We start from the raw sequence: 19,142 nt of genomic DNA on the forward strand, positions 1-19,142 counted from the left end.
AAATACAATATTTGGTGCGCCGTTTTTTATTTTGTGTTCAGTCTGGATTAAATGCGATTATCGCCGGTGCTGAACGCAATGATTTGGCTGATCTCAGTCAGGCTTCGACCACTTTCTTGTTGCCATTGAACAAACGCTTTGTTGGTTGCATCGAGCGATTTTTTCGTATCTTTGCCACCTTCAATGATTTTGCAATTGCGCAGGTAAGCCTCGACGTCACTAGACAAGATAAAGGTATCAACGCCCATTTGGCGAAGTGTGTAAGGACCGGTATTCCCACCTAGGCGATTACCGCGTTTCTTTAAATATGCCCATAGGTCGGTGATTTTCTCTTGCGGCCAATCGGCAACCATTTTGCCAAACGAGCCGTATTCGATTTTTGCTTCGTGGATCATACGAGCGTTGGCAGGAATCGACATGACTTTAGTGAGATGGCGAATGATGCGTTTGTCGGTTGCTTTGGTTTCCCATTGCTCGTCTGACAGCATCAACAGCGGCTCAATCTTAAATCCGAAGAACACTTCTTCGAAGTTCGGCCATTTGTTGCGAACCACGCTCCATGAAATCCCACTTTGGAATACCTTCATCGAAAAAGCGGCCAGCCAACGGTCATCTGGAATCGCAGCCAGTTCCTCTTTGCTTAGTGGATGAGACAAAAGCGCTTCAAGTTGATCTTCACCACCTTTACGCTCGGCAGCGCGCTGATAAATCGCGTCAAATTTTTCGATACTCATAAAAGAAGTTAGTCCTAGTTTATGTCGATATTTGCGAAACATACTACGCTTAAGTGGCTGAATCGTAAATTGATGGAGTGTCACAAATGAAGAAGGTCACATTAACGTTTGTCGGGGAAGGTTCGGATCGTATTGCAGAAAAATTCTATGCGTGGATGACGGACGGTGGGTTAGAAGACAGCATGATTGAGAATTTATCTGACCGTGAAATCTCAGTTGTCGGCATCAGCGATATGGATAACGAAACGCGTGATGTGGTGATCAATACGGAAATGAACTAACGAGTCTTCTTTCGTCAGCTATTAGAATTAGATAAAACAAAGCCCTTCACGAGAAGGGCTTTGTTGCGTTTATAAGCGTGAGAGCCTAGTTATTTACCAGCGTCAGACCGCTTGGCAGTGCATCACCGAAGATACGCTTCGATTCGCTCTCAGATAGCTCTTTGACTTCTTCAACCAATGATACCCAAGATTCAGGTACCTTGGTTTGCTTCAACTTAGCCAGCACTTGCTCACGGTAGTCGTCAGAGATATCGAATAGTCGGTCGCCCGTCTTACGACAAATCATTACGGCTGCGAAAGCGATCATTGGCTCTTTCTGCCAGTTCTGCTCTAGCAGCTTAGGCAACCACTGTTCCGCTTGTTCACGAGGAACGACGTTATGCTGACTGCCATATAAAGGCGTACGTGATGCCAAGCGACCCATTGCCCACCAGTGTGCTTGTTCGAACTGGTTATGGTTGATGGCTTTGCTCAAGAACCACGTTGCCAATAGAACTTTGTCTTCGACTTCTAAATGCTCCAGAGAGGCAGACAAGCGCACCATCGACTCGTAACCCATATCTTGTGCCGCTTTGGCGGATTGTGGGTTTTTCATCGCACCAGGATGTAGGTATTTCGCGATGTCCGCCAAGATGGTCTCTTGTTGCTCTTGGCTTAAACCACCGGCAATACGACGCCAGAACACCCACCAGTCGGTCCAACCTTGATGGTTCTTAAACTGAATGTTTTGTTGGTAGAGACCCCAAACTTGCTCAATACGCCATGAGTCGGTTGGATCGCCAAAGCCCGGACGCAGTGCAAAGCCAGCCAAACGAAGCCAGTTTTTCTCGTGTTGTTCTGAACGGCGGCGACGCTTACGACCTTGTGCAAAGGTATCGAACAGTTGACGTAGGGTCGTGAAATCCCATTCATCGCGTTTGCCAAGTTTCTTCTCAAGATCTTTGGCTAAGGTTTTGATCTCTTTGCTTTCCGCGCTTTTCTTATTACCGCTGTAAAGGCGAGCGATCAGCTCCTTACATTCGTTCAACTTAGGGTGAAGTTTAACTTGCTCGCTGTCATCGGTTTGCTTGTTACGAACTTCGAACTCCAGCTCCCAACGTTTGCTATCGTCTTCTGCGCTGACACATTCCATCTTAAGCGTGCCGACTTCAGTCAACTGACACGCCAGTTGCACTTCTACGCGCTCTTTCTGGTTGGCTTGCAGTTCGGCACCTTCACCTTCAAGGGTGGTGATATAAGGCGGCAGGGGAGCAAACAAGTCCGGATCAACGTCAACCATTACACCGTTTTGAATGGCGGTGTTATTGGTTAAGGTGTCGTGGGTAGAAGTCAGCAGGTTAAAGCGAACGGGCTCACCTAGGGTAAGCGAGAAGCGGCGACCACTTAATCGGATCTCGTGTCCTTCTTCTGTGCCTTTTGCAAGCAAACAGAGCGCTTTGCCCATCTTGTTCTTTTCTTGAAGATGCAAGAAGTAAGAACGCGCTGCGCCACCACCAATTTTAAGTTGTGCGCCACGACGCGCTTTACCAAATGCAACAGCACCCAGTGCAACCGACCAATCTGGATGTGGGTTGTCTAATACCGTAACTGGTGCACCGCGCCAATCGGAAAGTAGGGTAGTGACACGCTCAGTCACAAGCTCACTGTTGAACACACCACCATTGAGTAGCAAACCGACTGGAATGGCATTTTGTTTGTCGTCTTCAATGCCAAGTGCGGCACGAGAGACTTGCTGATGCGTCGTTAAGAACTCGGCAACGTGTTTGCTCACTGCTGGGTCGGCAACGTATGGAAGACCAAACTCGACAACCGCGCTGCGGCGTTTATCTGGTACTTCACTGAAATCAGAAAGCGGGAAGAAGCCATCTAAAGCGATTTGGTGCACTTCTTGTTTGCTCAGCCCAATACTCTTTGTTCCGCCAAGAAGTTTCGAGCCGCTGCCCAGCATGGTGATTTTCACTTCTTCAGGTGCATTCGCTGAAAGCAGGTTTTCTTTCGCTTTACGCGTTTGCTGAATCAACTTAGTCAGGCTTGCGGCAGTGAGCTTCTTACTTTGGTTGAAGCGGCTTTCTGCAAGGTGTGCTAATGCTAAATCGAGGTTATCACCACCAAGCATCAAGTGTTCGCCAACGCCAATGCGGTCAAGGGCTAGCTCATCTTGAGAAGAGAAACTGGCTTCAATCAAGCTCAAGTCGGTAGTACCACCGCCCACATCACACACCAGAATCAGCGGTAACTCTTTGAGTTTATCAGCTGCGGTTTGCTGGTGGCGTGCGTACCAGTCGTAACATACGGCTTGTGGTTCTTCGAGCAGGACGATTTTCTTTAAACCAGCTAGCTGTGCCGCTTCAAGCGTGAGTTTACGAGCGGTTTCATCGAACGACGCTGGAACGGTCACAACCACATCTTGGTCTTCTAACTTATTGCTAGGATGACGGTAGTTCCATGCTTGGCGAATGTGGTTGAGGTAGCTTGCGCTGGCAATGACGGGAGAGACTTTATCTACGTCTTGCGCACCAGCCCAAGGAAGAATGTCTGAACTACGATCCACTGCTTGGTGCGATAGCCAGCTTTTAGCACTGGATACTTGACGTCCTTCCACCTTAGCGCCTAATTCACGAGCCCATTCACCCACGATCACATTACTAATGTCGCCAGATACAGGTTCGTTTTCCCAAGGAAGTGTTAGGTCAGAAGGGGAGATTTGACCAACCGCTGGGTGATAGCGGAAAGAGGGCAACAATGGTTTACGAACCACTTCACCCGGGCCAATCAATTGGTCGATGTCGAATAGGGATACTTCGGATTGTTCAAGGTTGTCGGTGATTTCACAGTACGCCACCACAGTGTTTGTGGTGCCAAGGTCAATACCAACAAGAAAACGAGGAGATGCCATACAAACCTTCGTGTATTTAAAAACGGCACCCGATTGGATGCCGTTTGATTTTCTATTTATTCTTCTTCGTTTGAGTTGCTTTTCGCGTCTTCGCGCACATCGAACTCAACATGCCATTTTTGACCGTTATCAGCGGCAATGGCTTCTAAGTAAAGCGTACCAAGCTCTGTGACGCGAGAGGCTAGGGTTACCGGAACCACTTCACCTTCACGACGACCTTCAGATACAGGCAGCGTTACTTGAATTTCTGGTAGCTCTTCGAGCTCTTCTGGTGCCCAGTAGTCTAGGTGAGTACCCGCTAGGTCATCACGACGAACGGTTGAGCCGAAGAATTGGAAGTTAACCGGCTGACCGATGATCAAACCAAACTCTTGGCTTGGTACGTCAACGCTTGAACCTTCTTCCATACCAAATGGTGCAACACAAAGTGCTTCCATTGGAGGCGCCATGCCCGGAATCGCTGGCATCGCACTTTCGATACCCACGTAGTACGCCGAAGCAATACCACCGCGGATACGAACGCCTTGACCACGACGCACAGAGCCGTAGTAAGCCGCTCCGCTAGCAACTGCAAGGTCTAGATCCACACCTGTTAGGCGTTTTGCCATTTCAGCATCTGCTTCAATTAGCCATTCGTTGATCGTGTCTTCTAGACGAGTTGCTAGAAGTTTCGATTTCAGAACACCACCGTTGAATAGGATTGCTGTTGGCTTGATGAAGTCAGCTGATTGGGCTGCATCCGAACCTGGCATACCAGGCATGTTAGCGAATGGGTTGAAATCTTGAGCTGCTGCTTCTGCGCCATTTCCTGAAGCAGAAAGAGCATTGGCTTGCTTAGACAAGAACGCTGCAATGTGACGAGTAATGCCTGCATCTTGTGCGTAAGGCAGACCCATTTGCGTTAGTGCACCACGGTTACGTTGAACAGGGTGATCGGTAATCGCAACTTGAGGGAAGAAACCGTCAACTAATGTTTGTTGTACTTCTTCTTGAGTCAGTTCAGTTTTCAGCGTTGCACCAAGCAGTTTAGAACCGCGACTTGGTACAACGATTGGCACTGACTGAAGCTCGCTGTCGTTCAATAGCGCTTCTTTAGCGTCACGACATGCGTGCGTCATCGCCTGAACTTGCCATGGCTGTAGCTCTTTGCCTTCTTGCGCTAGCTTCATCTTCAAGCGGTACGCAAGTGCAAGGTCCATGTTGTCACCGCCAAGTAGGATATGTTCACCTACCGCGATACGGTTCAGAGTTAGGTTGCCTTCGTCTTCTGTTACTTCAACCAAAGAAAGGTCGGTTGTACCACCACCGATATCGACCACAAGCACGATGTCGCCAACTTCAACTTCATCACGCCATTTGTCGTTACTGTTGTCGATCCAGTTGTAAAGCGCAGCTTGTGGCTCTTCTAGAAGCGTTAGGTGCACAAAGCCAACGTTGCGTGCTGCTTCTGCAGTTAGATCGCGAGCAGCAGGATCAAAAGAAGCAGGAACTGTAATAGTTACGTCTTGATCGGCAAGGTTGTGATTTGGATTGGTGTGATTCCAAGCATCTTTTAGGTGCTCTAGGTAAAGCTCTGTCGCACGAAGAGGGGATACTTTTTCCACTTCTTCTGGGCTACCTGCTGGTAGGAAGGCATCACGACGATTCACACCAGCGTGGCAAAGCCAAGATTTCGCACTTGCAACAAGGCGAATTGGCGTTTTCGAACCTAGGTTACGTGCAATTGCACCAACCAGAGCTTTTGGCTCGCTCGACCACGGAAGAACGCGTGATTGCGGGTTCATTTCGTGCTCGTGCGGCTGGTATAGGAAAGATCCTAATTGGCTGCGAGTCTCTACCGTGCCCGGCGCAGTCAACTGCGGGATAGGCATCACTTCAACGCGAGCGTCCTCGTTGTGTGTATCAACAAAAGACATCACACAGTGTGTTGTACCTAAGTCGATACCAACACTGAATTTAGGCGTCTGTTGAGTTTCAACAGACGCTTCTTGAGAATGGTTTTCTTGGTTCATGTGTTCCATTACAGCTCAACCTCAGCTGGAGCGATCACAGATGCATCGTAGTTCTCAGCAAGTTTAGGCAACGTCATTGATGTTGCTTTCCAACCTTTGTGAACTAGCGTGCCGTTGAATGGCGCGCTGCCTGTTACGTTGCCAGTTAGGCGGATTTCTTGTGGGTTGAAGCCTTCTTCAACCGTAATGCGAGTTTCTTCGTCTTCGTTACGAACGTGCGCTAGCGTCACGTAGTCGTTCAGTACTTTCTGACCGCCAGTGTGGATTACGCGAGCGGCTGCGCCTACTTCTTCATCAGAGAATGACGTTAGGTCTTCTTTTAGGAAGTCAATCAGACGAGCTTCTTGTTGCATGATAGAAAGCAGCTGCATTGCAGAGTCCGTTGATGCTGTTGCAAGTTTTGATTCAACTTCTACAACACGCTCTACGACTTTCTCTACTTCCACTACTTTTTCTACTTCAACGATCTTCTCAACTGGTTTCTCAACCTCGACGATTTTCTCGACCGGTTTTTCTACCACTTTCTCGACCACTTTTGATTTGCGCGACACTGCAACTAGAAGAAGCAAAACGCTCGATGCGGTTAGGCCAGCGTGAAGCATATCGAACGTTTGAGGAATTAGGTTCAAATCAATGTTCATGACGTTTTTTCTCTTTCTATTGATTTATTGGTGCTCAGTATTGGCTCATATTTGTTCACTAAAACGATCGTCTTTGCGATCTTGCACCAAGTTTAGACATTAAAATGATGACGGATGGTAGCATATTCAAGGCTTAAGGCTGTAATAATTCGTGACTATACCGTACGAACAGCGTGAAAAATCGACGATCAGACTCCCCAATATAGGTTGTTGCTTGATGTTTGTGCATTGCTAACGCAGTATTTCAATAGATCCCGAAGTTTAACTTACGGAAGTATCAAAAATTACGATATGACACAAAGCACCGCTCATAAGAGCTTTATAAAACGACATTCAGACTCTATTTTAGCTTTTTTGGCGACTTTATGTGTCACTGCTGGTGTAGTTGGTGCTGCTTATACAATGCAGCAACGGTATACACAGACTACGTTTGATACTTTAGCCGACCGACAAGCAGAATCACTTAAAGCAAACGTCGAGAATGATCTAAAGTTCATTGGTGCGGGCGCAAACTTTTTCCATTCGATTGAGCGAAGCTATTGGCCATCGTTTCCCATGTATGCGGAACAAGTGATTAATAGCTCACGAAGTCTCATTGGGCTTCAATGGATGCAAAAGGTCGAATTCGAAGATCTTGATGAACATATTTTAAAGACCCGTCAAAAATTTCCAAACTTCCAACCGTTTACCGTTCCTAAAGATGGTCCCAAAACCTACGGGTACATTTTTGAACACAATGAGCCAATTTTTATCGCGTCGGATATCTACCCAAGAACACCGGAAAACCTTTCTCTATTGGGTTTCTATTTTTCGCGTAAACGCTTCGATTTAATCTTGGATGATATTTCCGAAAATGGGCGAGCGAATGTCTCGGATAAAGTTCGCTTACTGCAAGATGGTTATGACAAGTCCATACCTAAGACTGGGTTGCTGGTGTTCCATCCAGTGTTCGACTTCGAGAACAAATATTTATTAGGAGTAGTGACCGGCGTTATCCGAAGTACGGTTTACTTTGAGGATTTGATTACGAAAACCGCGACGGAGCTCGATATGTCGGTGCGCGTAGAAGACTTGGGATTCGACGCAGCAGATGACCCTGTTCTCTTTCAAAGTGCGAGCTGGGACAACATTCGAGGAACGGTTATAAGCCGGACCATTCAACTGCCTAACCGTGAATGGCGTATTGACTTTAAGCTTTCTGACGCAGTCTCAGCTTGGGAGCGTTCTATTTTAGCGGGCACGACGCTAGCCGGATTGGTAATCGCCTTTTTGATCAGTTGGATTGTGAATTTACAGTCTCGAGAAAAAGAGCGCTTAGCGGTCATGTTGGAGCTCAAAACTGTTGAATTAAAAAGAATGGCAGAGCGAGACCCTCTAACTCAACTACTGAATCGCCGAGCATTCAACGATCATTTGCTTAATCAGATAAACAAAGGTGTTAACTTCGCCTTGGTTGGTTTTGATATCGACCACTTCAAAGTGATTAATGACAAACACGGCCATTTAGGTGGAGATGAAGCGTTACAACATGTCACTAAGCTGGTCAGTGCTAATTTAAAACCGGGAGATAAGTTTTACCGAGCTGGTGGTGACGAGTTTTGTATTATTTCTAAAGTCATTGATAGAGCAGTGCTAGAAGCTTACCTAGAAAAATTACGGAGTGTTGTGGCAAGTACGGCTTTTGATTATGGTGATGCGTCAATCATCTGTACGTTGAGTATCGGTGCGGTTATCCATAAAGAAGAAGATCCTGAGAGCTTGTATCACAAAATGGATAGTCAACTCTATTTGAGTAAAAAAAACGGCCGTAATAATGTGTCGATCGGCGATTAAATGGGCGCACAAATTCGAGTTTTACGCCGTGTTACGATAGAATCGCACGCTTTAAATTTTTATGTTAGGAACCAAGGCAAACTATGAACCATAACCGTATTGTATGCTTCGATTTAGAAATGTGTTGCTGGAACGAAAATGGCGTCGGCAGCACGGGTGAAATTATCGAAGTGGGGTTAGCTGAAATAGATTTGTCTAAAGGTGAGATAGTCAAGCGTGCTCAATACTACGTGAAACCAGAACACGATGAAGTCTCTCTATTTTGCGCTGAGTTAACGGGCATCACACCACGTAAGATTGAAAAACAAGGACGCCCACTAGAAGAAGTGCTTAAATCCATGGTTAAGAACTTCGGTGGTCGCAACAAAATCTTTGCATCTTGGGGGCGAGATGACCTCATTCTTCTAGAAGAGTGTAAGCAAAAAGGTATTGAAGCACCGTTCACAGAGTTCATCAACTTAGCGACACTCTACCGTATTCAAAATCGTCTTAAAGATAAACGTATAGGCCATCGAGCCGCTCAAGAAGCAAAAGGAATAGACTGGGAAGGGCGTCAACACTCTGGCTATGTAGATGCATATAACTTAGCTAAGCTTGCTTTGACCATGTTTTAGTTATTCGAACCTAGCTAGCTTGTAATTAAATAATCATCCAACCATTGTTGTTTTGTCATGCAGTCTGTTTAGTGTGGAAAGAGCTAAACACATACCTTGACCAGTATTTTAATAACAATGTCGTTGGCTTATTGAAAAACGCGCAGAGTGCGCGTTTTTTTATGGCTACAGAAGCGATATCTGTTGTCATTCTAGGGGTAGCTTAGAGTTAGCCAGCGACTTATATACTCATCTCGTCACTTTACTGAGACTGTAACTTCGCTCGAATGAACTCGCTGTGATCAACATAGAGTAGCTCTGCTGTTTTACGGATCACCGCGTCTTCTAGCGGGTCAATTTCGCCGTCTGCGTAAGCGACTTCCCACATGCTTTTGATTAAGTTGTAACGAGTTTCTTGAGTCAGTTCTCTTAGTTGAGAGGTAAAGTCGTACAGCGAAGCGGAATCTTTTATTTTCTGTTGCGCTTGCTCTAACAAAGTATTTGATTCCTCTTCATTTAACGAAAGCAGTTTCATCAATAAAGAGCGCTTTGTTTCTTGTTCTCTATCATCGACACTATGGTCTGCGCCAGAAACTTCACAAAGCAAACACGCGATAGCCATGTTAGGGGAAAGTGTGTTGGTTTGGCTTAAATCAGAGCCATCAATGAGTTGTTTAAATAATGATGTGAGAGAATTAAACATAATGAACACCGAGCTATTGTTTATTTGGTTAACATGGTAATAAATACGGAAGATCTCAAGGTGCGATACCAAATTTAGCACGCCGTTGACATTTAAGAACGGCCACTTTCTCCCCAAAAAAACCTAAACTCCTGAGTTAGTTCAAGGTGACTTGCCTCTTACAAAGGGCAAGTCATTTTGGGATTGATACTCAGCTTTCAGCACGTGTCGGTGGAAAATGAACTTCGTCACCATCACTCGTCAGAATACTAATTTGACTTGGTTTGCCTTCATCATCAAGGCGTAGCTCACCAATGGCACTATGGTTAACCAAGCGATAAAAGTTGTGCGTACTTGGTGCGCGTTTGTAAATCTTGAGTCGTTTACGTTTTGTGAACCAGTTTAAAGGTGAGCGAGGGCTGTATAGCAGTCTATCTAGGCCATCACACATATTGAGCAGTTGTGTAGGGAACTGATTTTTAATTCCACTACAGGTGATTTGATAGATATTCGGACTGTTTTTTCGATAGCGGAGCTTAATATCGTATGCAAAAGAGTAGTGCACGTCGCCAGAGAGAATAACAAAGTTAGTTGGTGTCTTTGTGTGTGTGAAAATACTAATAAGAGTATTCGCACTTCCGGGGTGAGCCATCCAGTTTTCAGCATCAACCATCAATGGTTTACCAAGCATGGTCACCACACGTTGTAGTGCTTCGATAAATTTCACACCAAACATTGGCGCGGCAGAAACAATAACAACCTTGTCTTGATGCACGAGCTCCTGATGGAACTCAATCATCGCTTCCCAGTCCATTAAGCCAGAAGGTTTGTTCATTTTAGACTCAGAACGCCAGCGTCTGGTTCGTGTATCTAGCACGACAACTTTTGGTGTCGTAGGAATAGTGTAGTGCCAATTCTCAAAGCGATACAAATATTGAATAAATGCATCTTGGGTTTGCGAGGTTCGCTCATCGATAAAGCGTTGAGCGAGGCTCATAAATTCATCATTGAATTTTTCTGGCGCATTTCCCCAACCTTGGCAAAGCCAGTAAGCAATCAAGCTATTACCGATAATGCGTTTTGCAAACGTGTTGCTGTATGCGGCTTGTTCCCAGCCTATGGTGAGATTCCAATCGTCGGTGACATCGTGATCATCAAAAATCATATAGGTTGGAATGTGAGCGAGTAAGCGTTGAACCTTGTCCAGACCTGCGACGAATTTATCAATTTGCTTTTTTTCTTCGCGCCATTGCTGCTGCCATTTGGGTTCAAGAACTTCTCCGCCGACAGTAAATTCGTTTTCTAACAAACGATCCGTTCGAACAAGCTTCCACAAGGTCGGAGACCAAACCAATAAGTACATTGCAAAGCACTCAGCAAAGCTTATTAGGTGATTCTCACACTCTTTGGCGCTGAATATTGGTGTCCCTCGGTGTGGAAAAAACTTACTTAGTAAACTGTCATCACTCACATAATGAGGCAACAATTTATCTCGACCATAATAGCAAGCAGGGTGTTGGTAGAGCTCATTGGTATTTTTTATCGGAGCTTGATCGAATTCTTCGCCTGGCAAACCCAATAAAGCTATGACTTGCTCAATGGCATCGAGAGTGGGGCCTGCAACATGGTCTGCATAGATTTGATCACCACTCATGATGAGCATATCCGGTCTTTCTTCAATGGATTGAGACGCGATTTTATGATCCGCAGCGACCAATGTATCATCACTGAAGTGATGGGGATTACGGCAAGAGCCATGTAGGAGATAATCCGCTTTTTCACTAACGAGGAACTCAATACCCAAGTTTGGCGTATTATCTCGCTCATAAGTCAGGTGAGGGAGCAGTTCCGTCACTAATCCATATTGCGTTTTTATTTGATAGCGTAACGCTTGATGGGTTGGAAACTCGCCTTCTAATTTAAGTAAGCAACACCACGCATTGAGGCCGATTTGAAGCTGTTCTTTTTGTTCACTTAAAGGGGCTTGATAAAGGATGGAGGCATTTTCATCCGTAATTTGCACCATACCCTCCAAGCGTTGGGTGGTGACTAGCCAAATATTGATTTCAGTTGCGGTCACTTTACGTAGGATCGGACCTGCAACGACAAGAGGAAGTGAAGAAATTTCAGTCGTGTTCATCAATGCTGGCAAAACGGCTCCTTATGTGTCAGCTTCTTCTTCTAATATTTCGATAACTTGCGAGCTACTAAGTTCATGTCCCATAAGGAACAAACCAAGCATCGCATCGGCTTTTGACGCGTTATTACTGTCTTCATCCAAAATTTGCTGAAGCCGAGTTCTAATTAGGTCGATTTCGTGTTCGACGAAGCCACGCCCTTCTTCGTCACCTTGACCATCTTCTGGTGCATTATCAAAGTGCAAAAACAACATGTCACCATCGAGTTGAGTCCCTATCAACCTCTCTGGCAGCCATGCTTCTCCCATCACAATGTCTGTGTCTGCGGGTAAATGATTCAAGGTAGAGATGAGTTCTGATGCTTTCACTTTTTACTTCATTATGTTTGATTTAGAACTAAGCTAGAGTTTAAGCGCTTGTTGTAATGGTAAAATATTCGCAAACAAGCTCACCTAGTCGTGCAATATTAATATGATCTTGGGACTCAAACTGTCACGAGGATGACAACATTTTCCATTGTAACGGCTATCATCAGCAGAACATAAGCTTTTAATGGCAAATCATTGATGTTTGCCTGCTTCTCAACCAACATTTTTCGAACTCATGAAGAGATTAATTCTAACAACACTCGCTTTACCTTTAGCTGCGGCAGTTTCTTCTGCGCATGGTGCAGAAGAACAAACGTGGGGGATTGCTGCGATGTATCGCACAGCATCGATTCCGTTTTATACCGCCGATAATGACTCTACGGTGAGTACATTTGTACCAATGATGTTCTTTGAAAACGAACATGTGTATATCAATGGCATTGAAGGTGGCGCTTTTTTGCATAACGAGAGTGATTCCGACTGGCGCGCGAGCGCACTCATGCGATTGAGATTTGTCGATATTCCCATGTCGCTACAAAATGCTAATGAAGGAGACAGAGTCGATTTCGGTGGGCAAGTGCGTTATAGCATTAACGACAATTGGCGCGCAGAAGTAGAGCTGATGACGGACGACGAACTCCAGTTTCACTCTAATTACCGCCTTGCTGCCAATTATGTATTTGGGGATTGGGAATTAGAGCCATCGATTACGATTCGATACAAAGACGCTGATTTCAATAGTGAATATTATTCCTTTAAGGATATTACTGGCGAGAGAATTGGAGCTGGACTTGACACCAATCTTGGTATTAAAGCGCGTTACCATGTAACTTCAAATTTGTATTTACTGGGTGAGACGAGTGTTACTCGCTTAGATGATAACGCCTACAACAGTCAGCTTGTAGAAGATCGATATCAGGGAGAAGTGTTTGTCGGTTTTGGCTTTTTCAACGATCAAAGCAAAGTTCCGAAACCGACACTGAGCAATAAAGCATATCTACGTATTGCGCATGGTTGGGCGACGCCTTCGAACATCGGTGAAATATTTAGCTTTGAGAGAGAAAAAGACCCATACGACAATCAACTTACTTCATTGTTTTATGGGCATCCATTAACGGATGAGCTGTTTGGTTTTCCTCTTGATATTTATTTAACGCCAGGGTTGGTTCATCACTGGTCGTCCAGTGTTCAGTCTGCGAGCACAGAATACGTCATGGCGATTAAGGCTTATTATACGGTTAATTGGCCTACGACTTGGCGATTTGGTGTAGCGGAAGGTGTGTCATACATTGATAGCATTACCTATATTGAAGGCACAGAAATGGAAGACAAGGGTTATACACCAAGCAAGTTGCTCAACTACCTAGATTTCTCGTTTGATGTCAATGTAGGCGATCTCTTCAACCAAAAGAGCTGGAACAATATGTGGGTGGGCTATTCATTGCATCACCGCTCGGCGATTTTTGAAAGCGCTTCCCAGTTTGGGCGAATTAAAGGTGGGAGCAACTACAATACTATTTATTTCCAGTTCGAGTTTTAGCGCATCGCGAGATGTATATAGGTCGGATTTGCAACTGACTTATTTATCGCCCATTATGAGTAATGATGAATAATACTATGCTGCTTTCAACGAGAAATTTCGTATATCGTGCCAGAGTTAAGGCTGTTTGTGATGCATCTGATGAATCGGATGGCATAAGCACCATGAGTATCGACTCCTCATTCAATCTTCAAATTGAAGCGATAAATTGTACCAACGCTGAATTTGCCAAACGCTTTTTTGCCATTCACGGAGAAGGGCACTTGGAGGGCGATGAATGGTTGGTGTTGTACGTCAACTCTCTTGACGTTAAGGCGGGAGACAATATAGAAGTGCGTAGCGATGTCGCGTTTAATGCGATGATCGAGAACATGATATGCGAAGCTGAGCGGTCTTTAGAAAAAGTCTACCTCGATGCAATACGTAACTTGGAGAAAATGAATCGTCTTTGACGATGTAAGCGACCCTATAAATACGATCAAGGCATCTTGATCTAAAAAGGGATTGGCGCGAACCAATCCCTTTTGTATTCTGGTTTATTCTAACTTACGCCATTGTTGCAAGTTGGCTTTGCGCTTCTGAAATGCCTTTTGCAGCTGCATCTTCACCCATGTTTAGCGCTTCTGCGTAAACAAATTCTACATCAGTGATTCCTACAAAACCCAGTACAGTGCGTAGGTATGGCGTAACGTTGTCAGTTGGTGAATCTTTATGAATACCACCACGAGTCGTTATTACAATCGCCTTTTTACCTTCAATCAAACCTTGAACGCCGTTTTCTGTGTATTTGAATGTCACGCCTGCACGAGCAATCAAATCAATCCAGTTTTTAAGCTGAGTCGGGATGGTAAAGTTGTACATTGGAGCGGCAATAACCAAAGTGTCTGCGGCCTTTACTTCTTCAATAAGGGTGTCAGACAAGTCGACCACCGCTTGCTGTTCTTGTGAAAGATCTTCCGTAGCGCGCAGTGCAGTCGCAACGGCGAAGTCCAAAACAGGTAGCGGGTTTGCAGCCAAATCACGAACAGTAAGCTTGTCTTGGTCTACATTTTTGATGAAGTCTTCAACCAATTTGTTTGATTGAGAGTAATCGCCAAGGATGCTTGATTTTAGAGCTAGTACACGAGACATAATGGTTATTCCTTAAATAAGTGCTTTCGACTATGGGAGCCATTATAAGCAACGTAAGTGAGTTCAAAAGCCTAGCGATTCGCTGAACATGTTCGAAAAAATTGAATGAGCTTTCGGTTATCTTGTTACAGATCTTGTGTGATACAATCCGCGCAGTTTTTGTAATGAAAAGAATAGGAAACGCTTTGACTTCGTCACAGCCCCCAAAAAAGAATCTATCTGAAGAGCAAGCGACACCGTCAAATGGTGCGCAAAAAGCGACAGCGAAACAAGCTCAAACACCTCAGGCTCAAGTTAATAGCGCGGCATCTCTGCGTAAAGCGCTGAATCAGTGCATGATGCGCGACCGTTTCCGCTTGAGTAAACGTATTTCTGGTGCAAGCAAAATTAAGAAGGACGCAGCGCGTAATGCTGTGTTCGACGAAATCGCATTAGACATCGCAAAATCCATGATGGTTGCAGAGCAGCGCAGCAACTACAAACCAACGATTGAATACCCAGAAATCCTGCCTGTAAGCCAAAAACGCGACGATATTGCGAAAGCGATCGAAGAAAACCAAGTGGTTATCGTCGCGGGTGAAACCGGTTCTGGTAAAACCACTCAGCTACCAAAAATCTGTGCTGAGCTTGGTCGCGGTAAATTTGGCCTGATTGGTCATACTCAGCCTCGTCGTCTTGCAGCGCGTTCGGTTGCTAACCGTATTGCCGAAGAGATGGAAACCAAGCTTGGTGAGTTTGTTGGTTACAAGGTTCGATTCAACGATCAGATCTCTGAAAATACCCAAATCAAATTGATGACGGACGGTATCTTGTTGGCTGAAATTCAGCATGACCGTTTCTTGAATCAATACGACACCATCATTATCGATGAAGCGCACGAGCGCAGCCTTAACATCGATTTCATCTTGGGTTACTTGAAAGAGTTGCTGCCACGTCGTCCTGATTTGAAAGTGATCATCACGTCGGCAACCATCGACCCAGAACGCTTCTCAAAACACTTCAACAATGCACCAATCATTGAAGTATCGGGTCGTACTTACCCAGTAGAAACACGTTACCGCCCACTAAGCGGTGATGACGACAATGATCGTGACCAGCTTGAAGGCATCTTCGAAGCGGTAGACGAACTGTGCGATGAAGGTTTAGGTGACATCCTGATTTTCATGAACGGTGAACGTGAAATCCGTGATACCGCAGATGCATTGTCCAAACGTAATCTGAAGAGCACGGAAATTGTGCCGCTTTACGCGCGTTTGTCGGCAGGTGAGCAGAATAAGATTTTCCAACCTCATACTGGTCGCCGAATTGTACTGGCAACCAACGTGGCAGAAACCTCGCTAACTGTTCCGGGCATTAAGTACGTTATCGACCCGGGTACGGCGCGTATCAGTCGATACAGTTACCGTACTAAGGTTCAGCGTCTTCCAATTGAGCCAGTTTCTCAGGCGAGTGCGAACCAGCGAAAAGGTCGTTGTGGTCGTGTGGAAGAGGGTATTTGTATTCGTCTGTACTCAGAGGAAGATTTTGAGTCACGCCCAGAGTTTACTGATCCTGAAATCCTACGTACCAATCTAGCGTCGGTTATCTTGCAAATGACGGCACTTGGTTTGGGTGATATTCAAGCGTTTCCGTTTGTGGAAGCACCGGATAAACGTAACATCCAAGACGGCGTGCGTTTGCTGGAAGAGCTTGGTGCGATTAACTCTGAGGTAAAAGACCCGAAAAAGCGCCTGACTTCCATTGGTCGCCAATTAGCGCGTTTGCCAATCGATCCGCGCTTGGCGCGTATGGTATTGGAAGCGCCAAAATATGGTGCGCTTAAAGAAGTGATGATCATCGCAGCTGCCTTGTCGATTCAAGATCCACGCGAGCGTCCTTCCGACAAACAACAATCTTCAGACGATAAACATCGTCGCTTCTTCCATGAAGAGTCGGACTTCCTGACATTTGTGAATTTGTGGGAATACATCCAAAAGCAGCAAAAAGCCTTGTCTAGCAATCAGTTCCGCAAACAGTGTAAGCAAGACTATTTGAACTACTTGCGCGTTCGCGAGTGGCAAGACGTGTACTTCCAAATTCATCAGTCGATGCGTGAGATGGAGTTCAAGCTTAACGACGAGCCCGCTTCTTACCATGGCGTACACAGTGCCATTTTGGTTGGTTTGCTGTCGCACATCGGCATGAAAGACCAAGAAAAGAATGAATATCAAGGCGCGCGTAATGCTCGTTTCCATATCTTCCCTGCATCAGGTCTATTCAAGAAACAGCCTAAGTGGATCATGTCTGCTGAGTTGGTGGAAACCTCAAAACTTTGGGGTCGTATCATCGCAAAGATTCAGCCAGAATGGATTGAGCCGTTAGCTAAACACCTTATTAAACGCAGTTACAGCGAACCACATTGGTCGAAGAAACGCGCTGCGGTGATGGCGCACGAAAAAGTCATGCTTTACGGCGTACCAATCGTACCGAAACGCTTGGTCAACTACGGCAGTATCGATTCGACCATAAGTCGCGAAATCTTCATTCGTAGTGCATTGGTTGAGGGTGAATGGGAAACCAAACACGCGTTCTTTAAGCAAAACCGTAAGCTTCTGCAAGAAGTGGAAGAGCTTGAGCATAAATCTCGTCGTCGAGACATCTTAGTGGATGATGATGAGCTGTTTGATTTCTATGACCAACGCGTTGGCACCGAAGTGGTGTCTGGTAAGCATTTCGATACGTGGTGGAAAAAGGCATCTAAAGAAAATCCGGAACTGCTGAACTTTGAAAAAGAGATGCTATTCAAGGGTGATGCTAGCCATGTGACCGATTTGGATTACCCGAACTTCTGGCATCAAAATGGTTTGAAGCTCAAATTGAGTTACCAATTTGAACCAGGCGATGATAGTGACGGTGTCACAGTGCATTTGCCGTTGCCGATTTTAAACCAAGTTGAACCAGCGGGCTTTGACTGGCAGATCCCAGGTTTACGCCATGAGCTTGTGGTTAGCTTGATTAAATCGTTGCCAAAGACAATTCGTAAGAACTTTGTGCCTGCGCCGAACTATGCCGATGCATTCTTAGCGCGCGTTACGCCAATGGAAGCTCCGCTGTTAGATTCATTGGAGAAAGAGTTGCGACGCATGACGGGCGTAGAAGTGCTGCGTGAAGACTGGAACTTGGAACAAGTACCTGAGCACTTGAAAGTCACGTTTCGTGCGGTTGATCACCGAAATCGTAAACTGAAGGAAAACAAAGACCTTCATGAACTGAAAGAAAGTTTGAAAGACAAAGTTCAAGAAACGCTTTCCAAAGTTGCGGATGACGATATCGAACAGCAAGGTCTGCATACGTGGAGTTTTGGAGAATTGCCGAAAGTGTATCAACAAAAACGTGGCGGCTACGATGTAAAAGCGTATCCGGCGCTTGTTGATACCAAAGACAGCGTTGAAATCAAACTCTACGAAACGGAGTACGAGCAGATCACCGCAATGCGCGCTGGCCAGCGTCGTTTGATTTTGTTGAATGTACCGTCTCCAATTAAATATTTGCACGCTAACTTACCGAACAAATCGAAGTTGGGGTTGTATTTTAACCCTTACGGCAAAGTGCTTGATCTGATAGATGACTGCATTGCCTGCGGTGTCGATAAGCTTATTGAAGAGCAGGGTGGTTTAGTTTGGGAGCCAGAGAAGTTCGAAGCATTGAAAGAACACGTTCGTGCTGAATTGGGTGACACCGTTGTAGAGATCGCTCAACAGGTTGAGACTATTCTGACCACGGCGTTTAGCATCAATAAGAAGCTAAAAGGCAAGATCGACTTCACAATGGCGTTTGCTCTGTCCGATATCAAAGCACAAATTGAAGGCTTGATCTTCAAAGGCTTTGCAACGGAATGTGGCTGGAAGCGCTTGCCGGATATTCTTCGCTACATGCGCGCGATAGAGCGTCGTATGGAGAAGTTGCCAATCGATCCAAACAAAGATCGTTTACATATGCTGAAGATTGAATCTGTGACTCAAGACTATAAAGAGTTGCTGAACAAGATCCCGAAAGGTGTGGCCATTCCTGAAAATGTAAAAGAAGTGCGTTGGATGATTGAAGAACTTCGCGTGAGTTACTTTGCTCAACAATTAGGCACTCCTTATCCTGTTTCTGATAAACGAGTCAAAAACGCGATTGATGCTTGCTAATCAACCAGTAAAATAGTGTCAGATTTGTAATTATCGCTTAAGAAGTTGCTGGTACACTAATTGCTAGTAACTCAATAAGCATTATTTTTTAGTTCTGGGAGGCAATAGTTCGCCTCCCTTT

The 19,142-nt window shown here is 45.3% G+C and carries 14 protein-coding genes; 6 read left to right on the forward strand and 8 right to left on the reverse strand.

Annotated elements, in window-relative coordinates; all coding sequences use genetic code 11:
• Positions 1-47 precede the first annotated feature (47 nt).
• Positions 48-734: a DNA-3-methyladenine glycosylase I gene (locus tag R7Z41_RS02155; RefSeq protein ID WP_206970833.1), complete on the reverse strand. Its 687-nt coding sequence runs from the start codon at positions 732-734 to the stop codon at positions 48-50.
• An 86-nt stretch (positions 735-820) separates the two neighbouring features.
• Between R7Z41_RS02155 and R7Z41_RS02160 the strand changes: the two genes are divergently transcribed.
• Positions 821-1,015, forward strand: coding sequence for a hypothetical protein (locus tag R7Z41_RS02160; RefSeq protein WP_005377692.1), 195 nt, complete (start codon positions 821-823; stop codon positions 1,013-1,015).
• Positions 1,016-1,100: 85 nt separating this feature from the next.
• On the opposite strand, the gene R7Z41_RS02165 is transcribed toward R7Z41_RS02160, so the two are convergent.
• The 3 genes from R7Z41_RS02165 to R7Z41_RS02175 are packed head-to-tail and all read right to left on the reverse strand — an operon-like array spanning position 1,101 to position 6,564.
• Positions 1,101-3,911, reverse strand: a complete 2,811-nt coding sequence (locus R7Z41_RS02165) for an Hsp70 family protein (protein ID WP_206970832.1) — start codon at positions 3,909-3,911, stop codon at positions 1,101-1,103.
• A gap of 56 nt (positions 3,912-3,967) precedes the next feature.
• Positions 3,968-5,932 carry an Hsp70 family protein gene (locus tag R7Z41_RS02170; protein WP_206970831.1) on the reverse strand — a complete coding sequence of 655 codons (1,965 nt, stop codon included), beginning with the start codon at positions 5,930-5,932 and terminating at the stop codon, positions 3,968-3,970.
• A complete protein-coding gene (locus R7Z41_RS02175) occupies positions 5,932-6,564 on the reverse strand; it encodes a DUF2760 domain-containing protein (RefSeq protein WP_017634945.1) in 633 nt (210 codons plus the stop codon). Before R7Z41_RS02175 ends, R7Z41_RS02170 begins: the two co-directional genes overlap by 1 nt.
• Positions 6,565-6,855: 291 nt before the next feature.
• On the opposite strand from R7Z41_RS02175, the gene R7Z41_RS02180 reads away from it, so the two are divergent.
• Together R7Z41_RS02180 and R7Z41_RS02185 are read left to right on the forward strand one after the other, a co-directional pair.
• Complete coding sequence (locus R7Z41_RS02180) at positions 6,856-8,397, forward strand: sensor domain-containing diguanylate cyclase (protein ID WP_005377686.1); 1,542 nt, start codon at positions 6,856-6,858, stop codon at positions 8,395-8,397.
• A gap of 83 nt (positions 8,398-8,480) precedes the next feature.
• Positions 8,481-9,011, forward strand: a complete 531-nt coding sequence (locus tag R7Z41_RS02185) for a 3'-5' exonuclease (RefSeq protein ID WP_005377684.1) — start codon at positions 8,481-8,483, stop codon at positions 9,009-9,011.
• Positions 9,012-9,252: 241 nt separating this feature from the next.
• Here the strand turns inward: R7Z41_RS02185 and R7Z41_RS02190 are convergent, their stop codons facing one another.
• The 3 genes from R7Z41_RS02190 to R7Z41_RS02200 form a co-directional block, all read right to left on the reverse strand.
• Complete coding sequence (locus tag R7Z41_RS02190; protein WP_017820644.1) at positions 9,253-9,693, reverse strand: TerB family tellurite resistance protein; 441 nt, start codon at positions 9,691-9,693, stop codon at positions 9,253-9,255.
• A 190-nt stretch (positions 9,694-9,883) separates the two neighbouring features.
• Positions 9,884-11,824 carry an alkaline phosphatase D family protein gene (locus R7Z41_RS02195; RefSeq protein WP_025766686.1) on the reverse strand — a complete coding sequence of 647 codons (1,941 nt, stop codon included), beginning with the start codon at positions 11,822-11,824 and terminating at the stop codon, positions 9,884-9,886.
• 9 nt (positions 11,825-11,833) lie between these two features.
• On the reverse strand, positions 11,834-12,178 hold the full coding sequence (locus R7Z41_RS02200; protein WP_158173877.1) for a hypothetical protein: 345 nt from the start codon (positions 12,176-12,178) through the stop codon (positions 11,834-11,836).
• Between the two features lie 235 nt (positions 12,179-12,413).
• Between R7Z41_RS02200 and R7Z41_RS02205 the strand changes: the two genes are divergently transcribed.
• Positions 12,414-13,718 carry a MipA/OmpV family protein gene (locus R7Z41_RS02205; protein ID WP_054574175.1) on the forward strand — a complete coding sequence of 435 codons (1,305 nt, stop codon included), beginning with the start codon at positions 12,414-12,416 and terminating at the stop codon, positions 13,716-13,718.
• 164 nt (positions 13,719-13,882) lie between these two features.
• Positions 13,883-14,170, forward strand: a complete 288-nt coding sequence (locus tag R7Z41_RS02210; RefSeq protein WP_225477713.1) for a hypothetical protein — start codon at positions 13,883-13,885, stop codon at positions 14,168-14,170.
• A 94-nt stretch (positions 14,171-14,264) separates the two neighbouring features.
• On the opposite strand, the gene R7Z41_RS02215 is transcribed toward R7Z41_RS02210, so the two are convergent.
• Positions 14,265-14,849: an FMN-dependent NADH-azoreductase gene (locus tag R7Z41_RS02215; protein WP_025766683.1), complete on the reverse strand. Its 585-nt coding sequence runs from the start codon at positions 14,847-14,849 to the stop codon at positions 14,265-14,267.
• A gap of 185 nt (positions 14,850-15,034) precedes the next feature.
• Here R7Z41_RS02215 and hrpA point away from each other — a divergent pair, with 185 nt between their 5' ends.
• Positions 15,035-19,021, forward strand: coding sequence for an ATP-dependent RNA helicase HrpA (hrpA, locus tag R7Z41_RS02220; protein ID WP_395219502.1), 3,987 nt, complete (start codon positions 15,035-15,037; stop codon positions 19,019-19,021).
• Positions 19,022-19,142: the final 121 nt, after the last annotated feature.

Origin of the sequence: Vibrio sp. 1457 (assembly GCF_033340195.1) — a bacterium.
GTDB lineage: Bacteria > Pseudomonadota > Gammaproteobacteria > Enterobacterales > Vibrionaceae > Vibrio > Vibrio alginolyticus.

What these genes read in the sequence shown, in the direction of transcription:
- R7Z41_RS02205 (WP_054574175.1), top strand. Translation starts at nt 12,414, where the DNA reads ATGAAGAGATTAATTCTAACAACACTCGCTTTACCTTTAGCTGCGGCA.
- R7Z41_RS02160 (WP_005377692.1), top strand. Translation starts at nt 821, where the DNA reads ATGAAGAAGGTCACATTAACGTTTGTCGGGGAAGGTTCGGATCGTATT.
- R7Z41_RS02165 (WP_206970832.1), bottom strand. Translation starts at nt 3,911, where the DNA reads ATGGCATCTCCTCGTTTTCTTGTTGGTATTGACCTTGGCACCACAAAC.
- R7Z41_RS02155 (WP_206970833.1), bottom strand. Translation starts at nt 734, where the DNA reads ATGAGTATCGAAAAATTTGACGCGATTTATCAGCGCGCTGCCGAGCGT.
- R7Z41_RS02210 (WP_225477713.1), top strand. Translation starts at nt 13,883, where the DNA reads ATGAGTATCGACTCCTCATTCAATCTTCAAATTGAAGCGATAAATTGT.
- R7Z41_RS02185 (WP_005377684.1), top strand. Translation starts at nt 8,481, where the DNA reads ATGAACCATAACCGTATTGTATGCTTCGATTTAGAAATGTGTTGCTGG.
- R7Z41_RS02215 (WP_025766683.1), bottom strand. Translation starts at nt 14,849, where the DNA reads ATGTCTCGTGTACTAGCTCTAAAATCAAGCATCCTTGGCGATTACTCT.
- R7Z41_RS02170 (WP_206970831.1), bottom strand. Translation starts at nt 5,932, where the DNA reads ATGGAACACATGAACCAAGAAAACCATTCTCAAGAAGCGTCTGTTGAA.
- R7Z41_RS02175 (WP_017634945.1), bottom strand. Translation starts at nt 6,564, where the DNA reads ATGAACATTGATTTGAACCTAATTCCTCAAACGTTCGATATGCTTCAC.
- R7Z41_RS02180 (WP_005377686.1), top strand. Translation starts at nt 6,856, where the DNA reads ATGACACAAAGCACCGCTCATAAGAGCTTTATAAAACGACATTCAGAC.
- R7Z41_RS02190 (WP_017820644.1), bottom strand. Translation starts at nt 9,693, where the DNA reads ATGTTTAATTCTCTCACATCATTATTTAAACAACTCATTGATGGCTCT.